The following is a 15,703-nucleotide window of genomic DNA, read 5'->3' on the forward strand; positions in this document are numbered from 1 at the left end:
GCGCGTACGCAAGACTTCGCGAAGGCCGCCCGAGGGGCGGCCTTCAGTGTTTTCCGAGACCTGGGCCGTTCCTCCTCCCGAGAAGGACACGGACCCATGCAGCTGCTCGACCTGCTCGACGATCCCCGCCCGTTCGCCCTGCTGCGCCGCCGTACCCCCGGCCATGACGACACCGTCGTGGAGGTGCTGCTCGGCCCGGTCGGCACCTACGACCGCCTCGCCGACCTCCCCGGCGAAGGGCTCGCGCTCGTCCCCTTCCGCCAGATCCGGGAGCGCGGCTTCGACGTGCGGGACGACGGCACGCCGCTGGTGTTCCTCACACCCGAGGAGACGTACGCCGTCCCGCTCGCCGACGCCCTGGCCCAGCTGCCGGCGCACGACGTGCGGGTCGAGAACGGCGGCTTCGACGTCGAGGACGAGGAGTACGCGGAGATCGTCCGGCGAGTGCTGCGGGACGAGATCGGGCGGGGCGAAGGCGCGAACTTCGTGATCCGGCGCACGTACACGGGTGAGCTCCCCGGATTCGCACGCGCCGACGCCCTCGCGCTGTTCCGCCGGCTGCTGGAGGGTGAGCGGGGCGCGTACTGGACCTTCGTCGTCCACACCGGGGACCGCACGCTGGTCGGTGCCAGTCCCGAGGTGCACGTGCGGATGTCCGGCGGCACGGTCGTCATGAACCCGATCAGCGGAACGTACCGCTACCCGGACGCGGGCCCGACGCCGGAGCACCTGCTCGGCTTCCTCGCCGACGGCAAGGAGATCGAGGAGCTGTCGATGGTCGTCGACGAGGAGCTCAAGATGATGTGCACCGTCGGCGACATGGGCGGGGTCGTCGTCGGCCCGCGTCTGAAGGAGATGGCGCACCTCGCGCACACCGAGTACGAGCTGCGCGGCCGGTCGTCGCTGGATGTGCGGGAGGTCCTGAAGGAGACCATGTTCGCGGCGACGGTCACCGGCTCTCCGGTGCAGAACGCCTGCCGGGTCATCGAGCGGTACGAGCCCCTCGGGCGGGACGGTGTCGGACGCGGCTACTACGCGGGCGCGCTCGCGCTGATCGGCCGGGACGCCGGCGGGGCCCAGACCCTCGACTCCCCCATCCTCATCCGCACCGCCGACATCGACGCGGCCGGGCACCTGCGAGTGCCGGTCGGTGCCACGCTCGTCCGGGGCTCGGATCCGGCGGGCGAGGTCGCGGAGACGCATGCCAAGGCGGCCGGGGTGCTGGCGGCGCTGGGGGTACGTCCGTCCCGGCCGCGCGAGGAGCACGCGCGGCCCCGGCTCGCGGACGACCCCCGGGTGCGAGCCGCGCTGGACGGGCGGCGGGCGTCGCTGGCGCCGTTCTGGCTGCGGATGCAGGAGCGGTCGGACGAGCTCGGCGGGCACGCCCTGGTCGTCGACGGGGAGGACACCTTCACGGCGATGCTCGCGCACGTGCTGCGCTCGAGCGGGCTGGAGGTGACCGTCCGGCGCTACGACGAGCCGGGGCTGCGGGAGGCGGTGCTCGCGCACGAGGGGCCGGTCGTCCTCGGTCCCGGCCCCGGCGATCCCTCCGACCTCGCCGACCCCAAGATGCGGTTCCTGCGGGAGCTGACCGCCCGGGTGATCCGGGAGCACCGGCACGGCGTCCTCGGTGTCTGCCTCGGGCACGAGCTGATCGCGGCCGAGCTGGGGCTGGAGATCGTACGCAAGGAGGTGCCGTACCAGGGCGCGCAGACGGAGATCGACCTGTTCGGGCGGGCCGAGACCGTCGGCTTCTACAACAGCTTCGTGGCGCGCTGCGACGAGGAGGCGCTCACGGAGCTGGCCGCGCACGGCATCGAGGTCAGCCGCGGCGCGACCGGGGAGGTGCACGCCGTACGCGGGCATGGATTCGCCGGGGTCCAGTTCCACCCGGAGTCGGTGCTGACGCTGAACGGTGCCGCCGTCGTACGGGAGCTGGTCGGTCAGCTGCGCGGCACGAGCACGTTCTCCGAGCGGCGGCCCGCCCTGTAGTCGAGGACGTTCTTCACCGTGGCCTCGATGATCTGGCCCAAGGCGTCCGCGGTGTAGTACGCCTGGTGGGACGTGACCAGGACGTTCGGGAAGGTGACCAGGCGGGCCAGGGTGTCGTCCTCGATGGCCTCCAGGGACTTGTCGAGGAAGAACAGGCCCGCCTCCGCCTCGTACACATCGAGGCCGACGCCCGTGAAGCGGCCCTCGCGCAGTTCGGCGACGAGGGCCGCGGTGTCGACGAGGCCGCCGCGGCTGGAGTTGACCAGGATCGCGTCGTCCTTCATCGCCTTCAGGGCATCGGCGTCGATGAGGTTCCTGGTCTCCGGCATCAGCGGAACGTGCAGGGTGACCAGGTCGGACTCGGCGAGGAGCTGTTCCTTGGAGACGTACGTCATGCCGAGTTCCACGCAGGCCGGGTTCTCGGCGACGTCCCAGCCGAGCAGCCGCATGCCGAAGCCGTGGGCGATCCGGGTGAACGCCTCACCGATCTTGCCGGTGCCGAGAATCCCGGCGGTGCGGCCGTACATGTCGCGACCCATCAGGCCGTCGAGGCGGAAGTCGAAGTCCCGGGTGCGGGTGGAGGCGCGGACGATGCGCCGGTTGACCGCCATGGCGAGGGTCCAGGCGAACTCGGCAACCGAGTACGGCGAGTAGTACGACACCCGGGCGACCGTCATGGCGAGCCGCTCGGCGACCTGGAGGTCGATGTTGTTGAAGCCGGTGGAGCGCTGGGCGACCATCTGCGTCCCGCCGGCCGCGAGGGTCTGCAGGACACGGGGACCGAGGTCGCAGTTGACGCTGGTGCAGACGACCTCATGGCCGGCCGCGATGGGTGCGGTGTCCTCGTCGAGAAAGACGGCCAGGCAGTGGACGTCGTCGTGGCCCTGGAAGGCCCGCTCGATCAGGGGCTTCTCGTCGGCCTGCACACCGAAGGCCAGGATCTCCACGACTTCTCCCGTTCTGCTGGGCTATGGGCCGAATATACGACCCATAACCCGGCAGCGCCGTTCCAGCCGTTTCGGCCTTTTCAGCCCTCTCGGCCTTTTCAGCCGAAGAAGACTCCGACCTCCTCGTACAGCTTCGGGTCGACCGTCTTCAGCTTGGCCGTGGCCTCAGCGATCGGGACGCGGACGATGTCCGTGCCGCGCAGGGCGACCATCTTGCCGAAGTCGCCGTCGTGCACGGCCTCGATGGCGTGCAGTCCGAAGCGGGTGGCGAGCCAGCGGTCGAAGGCGCTCGGGGTACCGCCGCGCTGGATGTGCCCCAGCACGGTCGTCCGGGCCTCCTTGCCCGTGCGCTTCTCGATCTCCTTGGCCAGCCACTCGCCGACACCGGACAGCCGGACGTGTCCGAAGGAGTCCAGCGACTGGTCCTTCAGGACCATGTCGCCGTCCTTCGGCATGGCGCCCTCCGCGACGACCACGATCGGCGCGTACGACGCCTTGAAGCGGGAGGTGACCCAGGCGCACACCTGCTCGACGTCGAAGCGCTGCTCGGGGATGAGGATGACGTTGGCGCCGCCGGCCAGGCCCGAGTGGACGGCGATCCAGCCCGCGTGACGGCCCATCACCTCGCAGACGAGGACGCGCATGTGCGACTCGGCGGTGGTGTGGAGGCGGTCGATCGCCTCGGTCGCGATGCCCACGGCGGTGTCGAAGCCGAAGGTGTAGTCGGTGGCGGACAGGTCGTTGTCGATGGTCTTCGGCACGCCGACGCAGGGCACGCCGTACTCGTCGGACAAGCGCGCGGCGACGCCCAGGGTGTCCTCGCCGCCGATCGCGACGAGCGCCCCGACCTCGTGCTTGGCGAGGTTGTCCTTGATACGGCGGATGCCGTTCTCCACCTTCAGGGGGTTGGTCCGCGAGGAGCCGAGGATGGTGCCGCCGCGGGGCAGGATGCCGCGCACCGCGGGGATGTCGAGGCGGACCGTGTCCCCTTCGAGGGGCCCTCGCCAGCCGTCCCTGAAGCCGACGAAGGCATAGCCGTACTCCTGCACGCCCTTGCGAACGATGCCCCGGATGACGGCGTTGAGCCCGGGGCAGTCGCCGCCTCCGGTCAGTACTCCGACCCGCATGGAAATGTCCCTTCGCCACGGTTGCCTGGTGAGGGTCACGGTAATAGTGATCCAGGTCACTTCGGCATGGGCGGGAAGGGCAATTCCGGTGAAATGTCGGGCCGTTGGTTTACCCGCCGGGTCTGCTCATCGGGTTTACGCGCCGGTTTCGGTCCGTCTCTACTCGTCGTCGAGCCCGCGCTCTATCGCGTACCGCACCAGTTCCACCCGGTTGTGCAGCTGGAGCTTGCCGAGGGTGTTCTGGACGTGGTTCTGGACCGTGCGGTGGGAGATGACCAGGCGTTCGGCGATCTGCTTGTAGCTCAGGCCCTTGGCGACCAGCCGCAGCACCTCGGTCTCGCGATCGGTCAGCCGGGGCGCGTCAGGTCCGCCGTCGTCGGCCGCCGGCGCGGGCTCGGAGGCGAGGCGGCGGTACTCGCCGAGGACCAGACCGGCCAGCCCGGGCGTGAAGACCGGGTCGCCCACGGCCGTACGGCGCACGGCGTCGAGCAACTCCTCCGTCGACGCCGACTTCAGCAGGTAGCCGGTCGCCCCGGACTTCACCGCCTCCAGGACGTCGGCGTGCTCGCCGCTCGCGGACAGCACCAGCACGCGCAGCGCCGGGTTCGCGGCGACGACCTCCTTGCAGACCTGGACGCCCGGCTTCGCCGGCAGGTTCAGGTCGAGGACCAGGACGTCGGGCACGGCCGCCTTGGCGCGGCGCACCGCCTGCTCGCCGTCGCCGGCGGTGGCGACCACCTCGAAGCCGGACTCGGCCAGGTCACGGGCGACCGCGTCGCGCCACATGGGATGGTCGTCGACGACCATGACCTTGATCGGCCCCTGTTGTTCGCTCATCGCTGCTGCTCCGCCTTCCCCCGGATCCGCTTCACGTCTTCGCGTCCTTCTTCGCGTCCTTCGGTACCGTCAGCTCGACCTCCGTGCCCTGCCCCGGAGTCGAGAGCAGTTCGGCGCTGCCGCCCAGGTCGCGCAGCCGCCCCCGGATCGACAGGGCCACCCCGAGCCGCCCCTCGCCCTCGGCCTGCGCGAGCCGCCCGTCGGGGATGCCGGGCCCGTCGTCCCGTACCGTCACGACGACCGAGCCGGGCTCGTCCTCGACGAGGATCCAGGCGCGGGCGTCCTCCCCGGCATGCCTGCGCACGTTGTCCAGGGCCGCCCCGACGGCGGCGGCCAGTTCCTTCGCGGCGGCCGGGGCCAGCAGCACCGGGGCGCCGGGCTCGGCGAAGCTGACCCGGGCGGCGGCGTACGGGGCGAGCAGCGCGCGCAGATCCACGGGACCGTCGACCTCGGGCTCGTCGACGACTCGTACGACCGCCCCGTCGGCGGCGTCCTCCGACACCCGGGACACGGGGGCCAGGCCGCCGGAGACCAGGGTGCGCAGCGCCACCTCCTGCTCGCCCGCCATCCGGCCCAGCTCGGCCGCCTCGCCGCCGATGACCGCGCCGCGCCGCTGGACCATCGCCAGCACCTGGAGCACGCCGTCGTGGATGTCCCGGGCGAGCCGCTCCCGCTCCCTGGTCGCGGCCTCGATCTCCAGGGCGCGGGCGAGGGTGCGCTCGGAGGCGCGGGCGACCTCGACGACGTAGCCGATGGCGATGGAGGCGACCCAGACGAGGATCACGTTGTGGACGGTGTCGCGGGCGGGGGCGCCGCGCTCGACGAGGTTCGCGGCGGCCACGAGGGTGGAGGCCAGGGCCGCCCAGCGCCAGCCGCCCTTGACGGCGAAGGCCAGGACGGATCCCGCGGTCCATATCGACGGCAGGGTCGGGCCCCCGTCGAGGATCCGCTCGTGGGCGTCGGCGACCGGCGTGAGCAGGATGCCGGTGAGCGCGACGGTCAGGTCCAGGGCGAGGAAGCGCCTGGTGCAGCTCGCCGCGTTCGCGACCTTCGGCAGGGTGGCCAGGGTCCACACGAACAGGACGACGTAGTAGGAGACGGCCACCCAGGGACGGGGGAACCTGTCGTAGGCGGTGGCGAACAGGCCGACCGCGTACAGCATGGTCAGCACCCGGTAGCCGGTGAGCGCACGCCACATCGGCTGCTCGACCGACATGGTCATGACTCGGACGCGCCTGGCCAATTCCCCCACCCCCGACCCCCGGCCCGGACCGCTCTGTCCGGGGCTCCACGCCTAGGTCTGCGACTTGTCCTTCTCGGCCTGTTCCTTGGCCGCCTGCGCGAGCGCGCCCTTCGCCGCCTTCTCCGCCTTCGCCGCATCCGCTATCTGCCGCTTGGCCGCGGTCGCGTAGATGTCGACGTACTCCTGGCCGGAGAGCCGCATGATCTCGTACATGACCTCGTCGGTCACCGCGCGGAGGACGAAGCGGTCGTGCTCCATGCCCTGGTAGCGGCTGAAGTCCAGGGGCTTGCCGATCCGGATGCCGGGCCGCAGCACCTTCGGCATGACCTGCCCGGGCGGCTGGATCTTCTCCGTGTCGATCATGGCGACGGGGATCACGGGCGCGCCGGTGGCGAGCGCCACGCGCGCGAGGCCGCCGGGCTTGCCGCGGTAGAGGCGGCCGTCGGGCGAGCGCGTGCCCTCCGGGTAGATACCGAACAGCTCACCGCTCTCCAGCACCGCTATGCCGCTCTTGATGGCGGCCTCGCCGGCGCCGCGCGCCCCGGAACGGTCCACCGGGAGCTGGCCGACGCCCTTGAAGAACGCGGCCGTCAGCCGGCCCTTCACACCGGGCGTGGTGAAGTACTCGGCCTTCGCGATGAAGGTGACCTTGCGGTCGAGGACGGCGGGCAGGAAGAACGAGTCCGAGAAGGACAGGTGATTGCTCGCAAGAATCGCCGGCCCCTCGGCGGGTACGTTCTCCAGGCCTTCCACCCAGGGCCTGAAGATCATCTTCAGTGGCCCCCCGATGGAAACCTTCATCGCGCCGTACAACAACCGACTGCCTCCTGTATGTGTCGCTCAGACCTTAACCCGGAGTGCCGCCAATGAGGCCGACGGCCCTGGTCGGTGTCAGTGCGGTCGCGTACGGTGAACCACACCCGGAAGTGTTCACGCCCCTGACACGAACAGGAGACCGAAGGTGCCGGTCCTTCCTGGAGCCGAGCCGTACCGCCATGAGGGCGGGGAGGTAGGTGTCCTCCTCTGCCATGGTTTCACCGGTTCCCCGCAGTCACTGCGCCCCTGGGCGGAGTCCCTCGCCGAGCGCGCGCTGACCGTGTCGCTGCCGCTGCTGCCGGGGCACGGCACACGCTGGGAGGACATGCAGCTCACCGGCTGGCAGGACTGGTACGCGGAGGTCGACCGCGAGCTGCGCGCCCTGCGCGACCGCTGCGCCCTGGTGTTCGTGGCCGGCCTGTCCATGGGCGGGGCGCTGGCCCTGCGGCTCGCCGCCAAGCACGGGGACGGCGTCGCCGGCGTCATGGTCGTCAACCCGGCGAACAAGGTCCACGGCCTGTCCGCGTACGCCCTCCCCGCCGCCCGGCACCTCGTCCGTACGACCAAGGGGATCGCGAGCGACATCGCGAAGAGCGGCAGCGCGGAACTCGGCTACGACCGGGTACCGCTGCACGCCGCCCACTCCCTGCGAAGCTTCTTCCGGATCGTCGACGGCGAACTGCCGCAGGTCACCCAGCCGCTGCTGCTCCTGCGCAGCCCGCAGGACCATGTCGTGCCGCCGGCCGACTCGGCCCGCGTCCTGAGTCGCGTGTCGTCGACGGACGTAACGGAGATCATGCTGGAACAGAGCTACCACGTGGCGACGTTGGACCACGACGCGGACCGTGTCTTCGAGGAGAGCTACGCCTTCATCGGCCGGCTCGCACCCAGTGTCGGCAAGGAAGGGACGGCCGCAGGTGGCTGAGCACGACTCGGAGCGCGAGGACCGCGGGGAGCGGGAGGACCGCGAAGGCCACGACGGCCGCGGGAAGCGCGAGCCGGAGGACGCGGGCGTCGCCTTCGACGAGGAGGCCGCGTGGGCGGCGATCGTCGCGGGCTACGGCGAGGAGCCGCCGGACCCGCCGGGCGCCAAGCCGTTCAAGACGGTCGAGGACCTGGCCCTGCTGGAGGCCGAGACGAACGACGACAAGCCGGAGGAGAAGCAGCCCGCCAAGCCGCTGGGCAGCTCGGTCTCCTTCGCGCCCGGCCTCGGTCCGCGCGACTACACCGCGCCCGAGGCCTCGGAGGAGGACTTCGAGGAGGACGACGAGGGCCACTTCGTCCCGCCCGAGCCGCCGCCGCTGCCCACCGCCGACACGACCGCCCGGTTCGCGTGGCTGGGGGTGGTCGGCGGCCCGATCCTGCTCCTGCTGGCGGTCCTGCTCGGCTGGGACATGACCTGGTGGCTGACGACGCTCGGCATCGGCGGCTTCCTGGGGGGCTTCGCCACGCTCGTGGTGCGGATGAAGACGGACGACGAGGACGACGGCGATCCGGGCCGTGGCGCGGTGGTCTGAGCCCGGCTGACCGACCGAACCTGACGGCCGACCGAGCCGGCCGGGCCGGCCGACCGGCTACCCGCCTAGGACGCCGGAACCCTGAGGGCGGCCAGCACCGGAAGGTGGTCCGTGGCCGCCCGCAGGTCGGCTTCGGTCACGCCCGGCTGCCCGACCGGCACCCCGCACCCCAGCACCTCCACCCCCTTCGTGGCGAAGAGCGCGTCGATGCGCTGGTGGGGGTCGGTGGGGGTCGAGGTGTACTCGCCGCCCCAGGGCGCGGTCGCCCAGCAGTCCTGGAGTCCCTCGGCCAGCCGCCGGAAGGTGCGGCCGGCGGGGCGCTCGTTGAGGTCACCGCCGGCGATCGCGTGTTCCACGCCCAGCCCGGCGAGCCGGTCGAGGAGCATGCCGCCCTGGTCGTAGCGCTCGTCCTGCTGCAGGCTGAGGTGACAGCTCAGTACGCCGAGCCGGGCGCGCCCGAACCGTACGACGGCCGTCGAGAAGCCCCGTCGGTGCAGCCCGGGGGTGAGCGGCAGCAGCACGTCCTCGGTCCGTTCGACGGTCGCGCGCAGCGAGGAGAGGATCGCGGGCCCCGCGGCCGTGCCACCACCGGAGACGATGACCTGTCCGGACGCCGCGGCGAGCCGGGCCAGCTTCTTGCGCCAGCGGAAGAACCGCGGCGCCTCCTGGACGAGGACCAGATCGGGGGCGCAGGCGCCGATCACGCGGGCGAGCGCCGCGGTGTCGTCGCGCATCGAGCGGATGTTGTAGGAGAGGACGCGGATGACGGCCGAACCGTCGGGCTCGGTACGGGAGTTGGGGAGCAGCGGAGAGGTCGCCATGCTGATCAAGATACGCCGTGCCGTCCCGTGGCTCCGCACCAGGCGGCGGCCGGTACGGCAGCGCCCGCCGTCCCCGGATGCCGGGGACGGCGGGCGCTGCCGTAGGAAACCGGGGTCACATGATCGGGTCGGGCTCCCGGGCCAGGTCGGCCGCGCCCACCAGGCCGGCCTTGTTGCCGAGCTTGGCGGCGATCACGTCGGCGACGGGACGCCAGTTGCCGCCCACCAGCCAGCGCTTGTACGACTTGCGGATCGGGTCGAGGACCAGTTCGCCCTCGTCCGAGAGGCCGCCGCCGACGATGAAGGCGGAGGGGTCGAAGAGCGAGGCCAGGTCGGCCAGGCCCGCGCCGGCCCAGCGGGCCAGCTCGCGGTAGGAGTCGACGGCGACCGGGTCGCCCTGCCGGGCGGCCATGGAGATGTGCTTGCCCTCGATGCCGTCCGGGGTGCCATCGCCCAGGCCGAGCAGGATCTCGGCGTGCTCGGGGGTGGCGTTGGCGCGCTGCTTGGCGTACCGCACCAGGGCGCGACCGGACGCGTACTGCTCCCAGCAGCCCTGCGAACCGCAGCCGCACAGCAGGCCGTCCGGCACCATGCGGATGTGGCCGAACTCGGCGGCCACACCGAAGTGGCCGCGGCGCAGCTTGTTGCCGATGATGATGCCGCCGCCGAGGCCGGTGCCGAGGGTGATGCAGATGACGTTGCGGTGGCCCTTGCCGGCGCCGAACTTGTACTCGCCCCAGGCCGCGGCGTTCGCGTCGTTCTCCACGACGACCGGGAGGTGGACGCGCGCCTCGACCTTCTCCTTCAGCGGCTCGTTGCGCCAGTCGATGTTGGGCGCGAAGTAGACGGTTGAGCGCTGCCGGTTCACGTAACCGGCCGCACCGATGCCCACACCGACGATCTCGTGCCCCGCGCGCGCACCCTCCACCGCCGAGGCGATGGCGTCCACGATGGCCTCGGGTGTGGTGGGGGTCGGCACCTTGAAGGTCGAGAGGATGTTGCCTTCCTCGTCGACCACGCCGGCCGCGATCTTCGTGCCGCCGATGTCGACGCCGATGGTGAGTCCCATGAATCCCTCAGTTTCGGTCGAGCCCCGCTACGGCCAACCGTACCCGAGGCCCTGCCGTCGGATTCCGTCGTCACCCGGTGCGCGAGCCCTCAGTCCAAGTCGATGCGTTCCCCGGGACCGCCGTCGTCACCGCGGTCCCGGCGGTCGCCGAGGTCCTTCAGGTCTGCGTCGAGGTCGTTCGCCCGGGCCGTCCAGCGGTGTTCCTGGGCCTGGACGGCGGAGCGGTAGGCGGCGAGCAGTTCGCCGCCGGCCGCGGCGAGGTGGTCGAAGACGTCCGGATTGCGCTCTATGACGGGCTCGACGGCGGCCTTGGCCTGCTGCACGACCTGGCGCATGACCTGCTGCGCGGCCGGCCCGGCGACCGCCCCGAGCAACGGGGACCGGACCCCGGACAGTTTGTCGGCGACGGCGTCGACGAGCTTGCGCAGTTCCTCGGCGGCCGAGCCCGGGGGCCGGCCGTAGTCGGTGCGGCGGCGGGCCCGCTCGGCCTCGAGGTCCTCGGCACAGGCCTTCGCCCAGGCGTCGTCGTCGGTCGCCCGGACCCCCGAGTTCTCGGCTTCGCTCATGACGGACTCCTGACTACGGTTCGTCTCTACGACGTTACCCGAACGGCGGTACCTCGTTCACCTCGTCCGCGGCCACAGGTCGGGGTCCGGCGCGAACCGGACGCGCAGCTCGCCGTCGCGCAGGGCGGCGCCGGCGACGGTGCAGCGGCGCAGGGCCGAGGGCAGGGCGACGATCCGGCGGAACTGCCCGGCGGTGACGACGAGTTCGTCGCCGCGCCGGACGAGGTCGAGTTCGTCGCGTATGGCGCCGGGCAGCGGGATGTGCCAGACGAGCACGCCGTCCTCGGCGAGCCGGTCGGCGACCGGCCACTCGACCGGGGCGGGCGCCGGGTTGACGCCGGGGGCGGCGAGTACGGCGAGGTCGTCGGCGCCCTGGGGGTCACTGCCCAGGTGGGCGACCGCGTGAAGGACGTAGGACTCCTGCCACTCGGCGAGCGCTTTGCCCTGCTGGGCGGCGAGGCCGGCCAGCCAGGGGTCCGCGGCGGTCTCGGGCAGGACGCGGTTGGCGACGAGGCACTCGACGGGCAGGCCGCGCAGGGCGAGGCCGAGTTCGGCGGTGCGTACGGCGTCGACGCCGGCCGGTCCGGGCTCGGCGACCAGGCGTACGGCGGTGCTCCGGTCGGCGAGGACCGCCTCCACGGCGGCGAGCTCCACGTCCCACCGGGCAGCCGTCTCGTACAGCGCCTCCGTGGGCATCGGGACGCCCGCGAGCCGGCCGAGGACCGGGCGCAGGGCCCGGGCGGCCTGCCGTTCGGGCGGGAGCAGGCGGCGCAGATAGCGGCGCAGCTCCTCGGGCAGCGCGAGGAGGGCGAGGGACTGCGGGGTGGGGGGCAGGTCGACGACCAGCAGGTCGTGCGTCTGCGAGAGCGCCGCGTCGCGCAGCGCACGCAGGAGGGTGAGCTCCTCGGCGCCCGGGAGCGGGGTGAGCTCCTCGGGGTCCAGACGGGAGGCGCCGAGGAGGTCGAGGACGGAGGATGCGCGGTCCTGGAAGGCGGCGAGGTCGTCACGGAAGCGGGCGACCGCGTCGGGGCGCCAGGCGGTGAGGTGGGGGGTGACCCGCACCGGGGTCCCGCCGGTCGCCGTGCCCAGTGCCGCGCCGAGGGTGTCGGTGCGGTCGGCGCTGAGCAGGAGGGTCCTGGTGCCCTCGTGCGCCGCGCGCAGGGCGGTGGCGGCGGCGACGGTGGTACGACCGGAACCGCCCGGGCCCGTGATCAGGATGGTGCGCATGAGGGTGAACGGTACCTCCGGGCGCCGCCCGTGCCGGTCGGTCCTACTTCTCCCCCGACTCGACCCGCTTCTTCAGTCCCGCCAGCGCCCGGTCGATGATGACCTTCTCCGCCTTGCGCTTGATCATGCCGAGCATCGGGATCTTGACGTCGACGGTGAGGAGGTAGGTGACCTCGGTCGCGCCCGCGCCCGCCGGCTTGAGGACGTAGGAGCCGTCGAGGGAGCGCAGCATCTGGGACTTCACCAGGGTCCAGGAGACCTCGTGCTCGCCGGTCCAGGTGTACGCCAGCGTCTGGTCGTCCTTGATCGCCCCGGCGTCCATGACGAGACGGACCTGCTCGGCGCGGCCCTGGTCGTCGGTCTTGAGGACCTCCGCCTCCTTCACCTCGCCGGTCCAGTCCGGATAGCGGGCGAAGTCGGCGATCACCCCCATCACGTCGGCCGGTGCCGCCTCGATCGTGATGCTCGAGCTGGTGTGTTCCGCCATCGCCGTGGCTCCTCCAGATGCGGGCCGGTAAGACGTCGTGGTGCCTGTGCTGCGCAGGTGTGTGCAGCGTGAAGGCTACCGCGCACAGGTCGGGCCGACGTCACCCCACCTGCGCCCCCTCACCATTCGAGGGCCCACGGCTGCCCGGACCCGGCGAAGTGCCCCACATTCACGCATTCCGTCACCCCGATCCGCATCCGCCGCGTCAGCGGCTGGTGGACGTGGCCGAAGAGCGAATAGCGCGGGCGCGTGCGCCGGATCGCGTCCAGCAGGGCGCGGCTGCCGCGTTCGAAGCGGCGCGCGACCGTGTCGTAGACCAGCTCGGGCACCTCGGGCGGGATGTGTGTGCAGAGCACGTCCACCTCGCCCACGGCCTCGATCTTCGCCGCGTACTCCTCGTCGCTGATCTCGTACGGGGTCCGCATCGGCGTCCTCAGGCCGCCGCCCACGAAGCCGAAGACCCAGCCGCCGATCTCCACCCGCTGCGCGTCGAGGACCGTCGTGCCCGGTCCGGCGTACTCCTGCCAGAGGGTCGGCATGTCGACATTGCCGTATGTCGCGTACGTAGGTGTCGGGAACGCGGCGAACATCTCGGCGTACTGCTTGCGCACCGCCACCTCGATCACGGATGCCCGGTCGGAGCCGACCCCCGCCCACAGCCGGGCCCCGAGCTCCCGGGCCTCCGCGAAGCGCCGGGCGGTTCGCAGCTCGACGAGGCGGTCGGCGTTCTCGACGCCGAACAGGTCGGGGAAGATCCCGCGCGAGTGGTCGGCGTAGTCGAGGAAGAGGACCAGGTCGCCCAGACAGATCAAGGCGTCGGCACCCTCGCCGGCTCTGGCCAGGTCACGGACGTTGCCGTGGACGTCGCTGACCACATGGACGCGCGTCCCGCGGTTACCGGATGGTGTGGATGCCATGGCGATCAAGGGTAGGCGGAGGGGTGCACTTGTGAACAGTGGCGACCGGGCCTGCTCTTACTGGCTAGTCAGTTAATGCGTGGACTACTGTGCGCGAAGGAACACCAATCTGTGTGACGCAGCGAACATCTCACCGGTCCCCCTGTCGAAGAAGCCATACCGGCGGGTAACGTCCGGGCAGTCCAGTCGTACTCAGGAATTCAACCAGTGGGCCCCAGCCCTTTGGCAACCCCCGGAGTACCTGCCCGAGCCTTGGACCGCACCGTCGCATCGCACAACGTCGTGGCGCCGGCGCCCTATGAGGAGCAGCAGTCTTGCGCGAGTTCAGCCTTCCGGCTTTGTACGAGGTCCCTGCGGACGGCAATCTCACCGACATCGTCCGTAGAAACGCCGCGCAGCATCCAGACGTCGCCGTCATCGCCCGCAAGGTGGGCGGCGCCTGGCAGGACGTGACGGCCACGGCCTTCCTGGCCGAGGTGCGCGCCGCCGCCAAGGGCCTCATCGCCTCCGGCGTCCAGCCGGGCGACCGGGTCGCCCTGATGTCCCGCACCCGCTACGAGTGGACGCTGCTGGACTTCGCGATCTGGAGCGCCGGCGCGGTCACCGTGCCGGTGTACGAGACCAGCTCGCCGGAGCAGGTGCAGTGGATCCTCTCCGACTCGGGCGCCACCGCCTGCGTCGTGGAGCTGGACGGCCACGCGGCGGCGGTCGAGTCGGTGCGTGACCGGCTCCCCGAGCTGAAGCACGTCTGGCAGATCGAGGCCGGCGGCCTGGAGGAGCTGGGCCGGGTCGGCCAGGACGTCGCCGACGCGACGGTGGAGGAGCGCAGCTCGCGCGCCAAGGCCGACGACCCGGCGACCATCGTCTACACGTCCGGCACGACCGGGCGTCCCAAGGGCTGCGTCCTCACCCACCGCAGCTTCTTCGCCGAGTGCGGGAACATCGTGGAGCGCCTGCGCCCGCTGTTCCGCACGGGCGAGTGTTCGGTGCTGCTCTTCCTGCCGCTCGCGCACGTCTTCGGCCGGCTCGTGCAGATCGCGCCGATGATGGCGCCGATCAAGCTGGGCTGTGTCCCGGACATCAAGAACCTCACCGACGAGCTGGCCGCCTTCCGCCCGACGCTGATCCTCGGCGTCCCGCGTGTCTTCGAGAAGGTCTACAACTCGGCCCGCGCCAAGGCGCAGGCGGATGGCAAGGGCAAGATCTTCGACAAGGCGGCGGACACCGCGATCGCCTACAGCAAGGCGCTGGACACCCCGTCGGGCCCGTCCCTCGGTCTGAAGATCAAGTACAAGACCTTCGACAAGCTCGTCTACAGCAAGCTGCGCGCGGTCCTCGGCGGCCGGGGCGAGTACGCGATCTCCGGCGGCGCCCCGCTGGGCGAGCGCCTGGGGCACTTCTTCCGCGGCATCGGCTTCTCGGTCCTGGAGGGCTACGGCCTGACCGAGTCCTGCGCCGCCACCGCGTTCAACCCCTGGGACCGCCAGAAGATCGGCACGGTCGGCCAGCCGCTGCCGGGCTCGGTGGTGCGGATCGCGGACGACGGTGAGGTGCTGCTGCACGGCGAGCACCTGTTCTCCGGGTACTGGAACAACGAGGCCGCGACCGCCGAGGCGCTGGCCGACGGGTGGTTCCACACCGGTGACATCGGCACCCTCGACGAGGACGGCTACCTCAGGATCACCGGCCGCAAGAAGGAGATCATCGTCACCGCGGGCGGCAAGAACGTCGCCCCGGCCGTGATCGAGGACCGCATCCGCGCGCACGCGCTGGTCGCGGAGTGCATGGTGGTGGGCGACGGGCGGCCGTTCGTGGGCGCGCTGGTCACCATCGACGACGAGTTCCTGGGCCGCTGGGCGACCGACCACGGCAAGCCGGCGGGCTCCACCGCGGCGTCACTGCGCGACGACCCGGATCTGCTCGCGGCGATCCAGACGGCGGTCGACGACGGCAACGCCGCGGTGTCGAAGGCGGAATCGGTGCGGAAGTTCCGCATTCTGTCCTCCCAGTTCACGGAGGAGTCGGGCCACCTCACGCCGTCCCTGAAGCTCAAGCGCAGCGTCGTGGCGAAGGACTACGCGCACGAGATCGAGGCGATCTACCAGAAGTAGCGCCCTCCGTTGCGCTCCGTAATGCA

The 15,703-nt window shown here is 71.5% G+C and carries 15 protein-coding genes; 4 read left to right on the forward strand and 11 right to left on the reverse strand.

The genetic code is table 11. The features are described from left to right. The first annotated feature begins 96 nt into the window (after positions 1 to 96). Positions 97 to 1,992, forward strand: a complete 1,896-nt coding sequence (locus ACFY16_RS05475; RefSeq protein ID WP_390645746.1) for an anthranilate synthase family protein — start codon at positions 97 to 99, stop codon at positions 1,990 to 1,992. On the opposite strand, the gene ACFY16_RS05480 is transcribed toward ACFY16_RS05475, so the two are convergent. The 5 genes from ACFY16_RS05480 to ACFY16_RS05500 all read right to left on the reverse strand — a co-directional run bounded on the left by ACFY16_RS05480 (position 1,944) and on the right by ACFY16_RS05500 (position 6,947). Next, positions 1,944 to 2,939, reverse strand: coding sequence for a 2-hydroxyacid dehydrogenase (locus ACFY16_RS05480; RefSeq protein WP_390645747.1), 996 nt, complete (start codon positions 2,937 to 2,939; stop codon positions 1,944 to 1,946). The two genes, ACFY16_RS05475 and ACFY16_RS05480, sit on opposite strands and share 49 nt — an antisense overlap. Positions 2,940 to 3,037: 98 nt before the next feature. Further along, entirely contained in the window at positions 3,038 to 4,066 is a 1,029-nt protein-coding gene (locus ACFY16_RS05485) for a 6-phosphofructokinase (RefSeq protein WP_390645748.1), read from the reverse strand. 159 nt (positions 4,067 to 4,225) lie between these two features. Continuing rightward, entirely contained in the window at positions 4,226 to 4,903 is a 678-nt protein-coding gene (locus ACFY16_RS05490) for a response regulator (RefSeq protein WP_390645749.1), read from the reverse strand. A gap of 31 nt (positions 4,904 to 4,934) precedes the next feature. Beyond that, entirely contained in the window at positions 4,935 to 6,146 is a 1,212-nt protein-coding gene (macS, locus tag ACFY16_RS05495; protein WP_390645750.1) for a MacS family sensor histidine kinase, read from the reverse strand. Positions 6,147 to 6,197: 51 nt separating this feature from the next. After that, a complete protein-coding gene (locus ACFY16_RS05500) occupies positions 6,198 to 6,947 on the reverse strand; it encodes a lysophospholipid acyltransferase family protein (protein WP_390645751.1) in 750 nt (249 codons plus the stop codon). A gap of 160 nt (positions 6,948 to 7,107) precedes the next feature. On the opposite strand from ACFY16_RS05500, the gene ACFY16_RS05505 reads away from it, so the two are divergent. Both ACFY16_RS05505 and ACFY16_RS05510 read left to right on the forward strand, forming a co-directional pair. Then, positions 7,108 to 7,887, forward strand: a complete 780-nt coding sequence (locus ACFY16_RS05505) for an alpha/beta hydrolase (RefSeq protein WP_390645752.1) — start codon at positions 7,108 to 7,110, stop codon at positions 7,885 to 7,887. Then, on the forward strand, positions 7,880 to 8,479 hold the full coding sequence (locus ACFY16_RS05510) for a hypothetical protein (protein WP_390645753.1): 600 nt from the start codon (positions 7,880 to 7,882) through the stop codon (positions 8,477 to 8,479). Before ACFY16_RS05505 ends, ACFY16_RS05510 begins: the two co-directional genes overlap by 8 nt. A 65-nt stretch (positions 8,480 to 8,544) precedes the next feature. Here ACFY16_RS05510 and ACFY16_RS05515 read toward each other — a convergent pair whose 3' ends face one another. The 6 genes from ACFY16_RS05515 to ACFY16_RS05540 all read right to left on the reverse strand — a co-directional run bounded on the left by ACFY16_RS05515 (position 8,545) and on the right by ACFY16_RS05540 (position 13,566). Further along, complete coding sequence (locus ACFY16_RS05515; protein ID WP_390645754.1) at positions 8,545 to 9,300, reverse strand: endonuclease/exonuclease/phosphatase family protein; 756 nt, start codon at positions 9,298 to 9,300, stop codon at positions 8,545 to 8,547. Positions 9,301 to 9,415: 115 nt separating this feature from the next. Continuing rightward, a complete protein-coding gene (locus ACFY16_RS05520; protein ID WP_351142657.1) occupies positions 9,416 to 10,369 on the reverse strand; it encodes an ROK family glucokinase in 954 nt (317 codons plus the stop codon). Positions 10,370 to 10,458: 89 nt separating this feature from the next. Further along, complete coding sequence (locus tag ACFY16_RS05525; protein ID WP_390645755.1) at positions 10,459 to 10,935, reverse strand: DUF5304 domain-containing protein; 477 nt, start codon at positions 10,933 to 10,935, stop codon at positions 10,459 to 10,461. 57 nt (positions 10,936 to 10,992) lie between these two features. Further along, the gene (locus tag ACFY16_RS05530) at positions 10,993 to 12,162 is read right to left on the reverse strand and encodes an ArsA family ATPase (RefSeq protein WP_390645756.1); all 1,170 of its coding nucleotides are present in this window, start codon (positions 12,160 to 12,162) and stop codon (positions 10,993 to 10,995) included. 43 nt (positions 12,163 to 12,205) lie between these two features. Beyond that, positions 12,206 to 12,649 (reverse strand): SRPBCC family protein, encoded by a 444-nt coding sequence (locus ACFY16_RS05535; protein ID WP_351142663.1) that lies wholly within the window; start codon positions 12,647 to 12,649, stop codon positions 12,206 to 12,208. 119 nt (positions 12,650 to 12,768) lie between these two features. After that, positions 12,769 to 13,566, reverse strand: coding sequence for a metallophosphoesterase (locus tag ACFY16_RS05540; protein ID WP_390645757.1), 798 nt, complete (start codon positions 13,564 to 13,566; stop codon positions 12,769 to 12,771). Between the two features lie 314 nt (positions 13,567 to 13,880). Between ACFY16_RS05540 and ACFY16_RS05545 the strand changes: the two genes are divergently transcribed. Further along, positions 13,881 to 15,677 carry an AMP-dependent synthetase/ligase gene (locus ACFY16_RS05545; protein WP_390645758.1) on the forward strand — a complete coding sequence of 599 codons (1,797 nt, stop codon included), beginning with the start codon at positions 13,881 to 13,883 and terminating at the stop codon, positions 15,675 to 15,677. Positions 15,678 to 15,703: the final 26 nt, after the last annotated feature.

Source organism: Streptomyces sp. NPDC001315, assembly GCF_042896175.1.
In the GTDB taxonomy this organism is placed as follows: domain Bacteria; phylum Actinomycetota; class Actinomycetes; order Streptomycetales; family Streptomycetaceae; genus Streptomyces.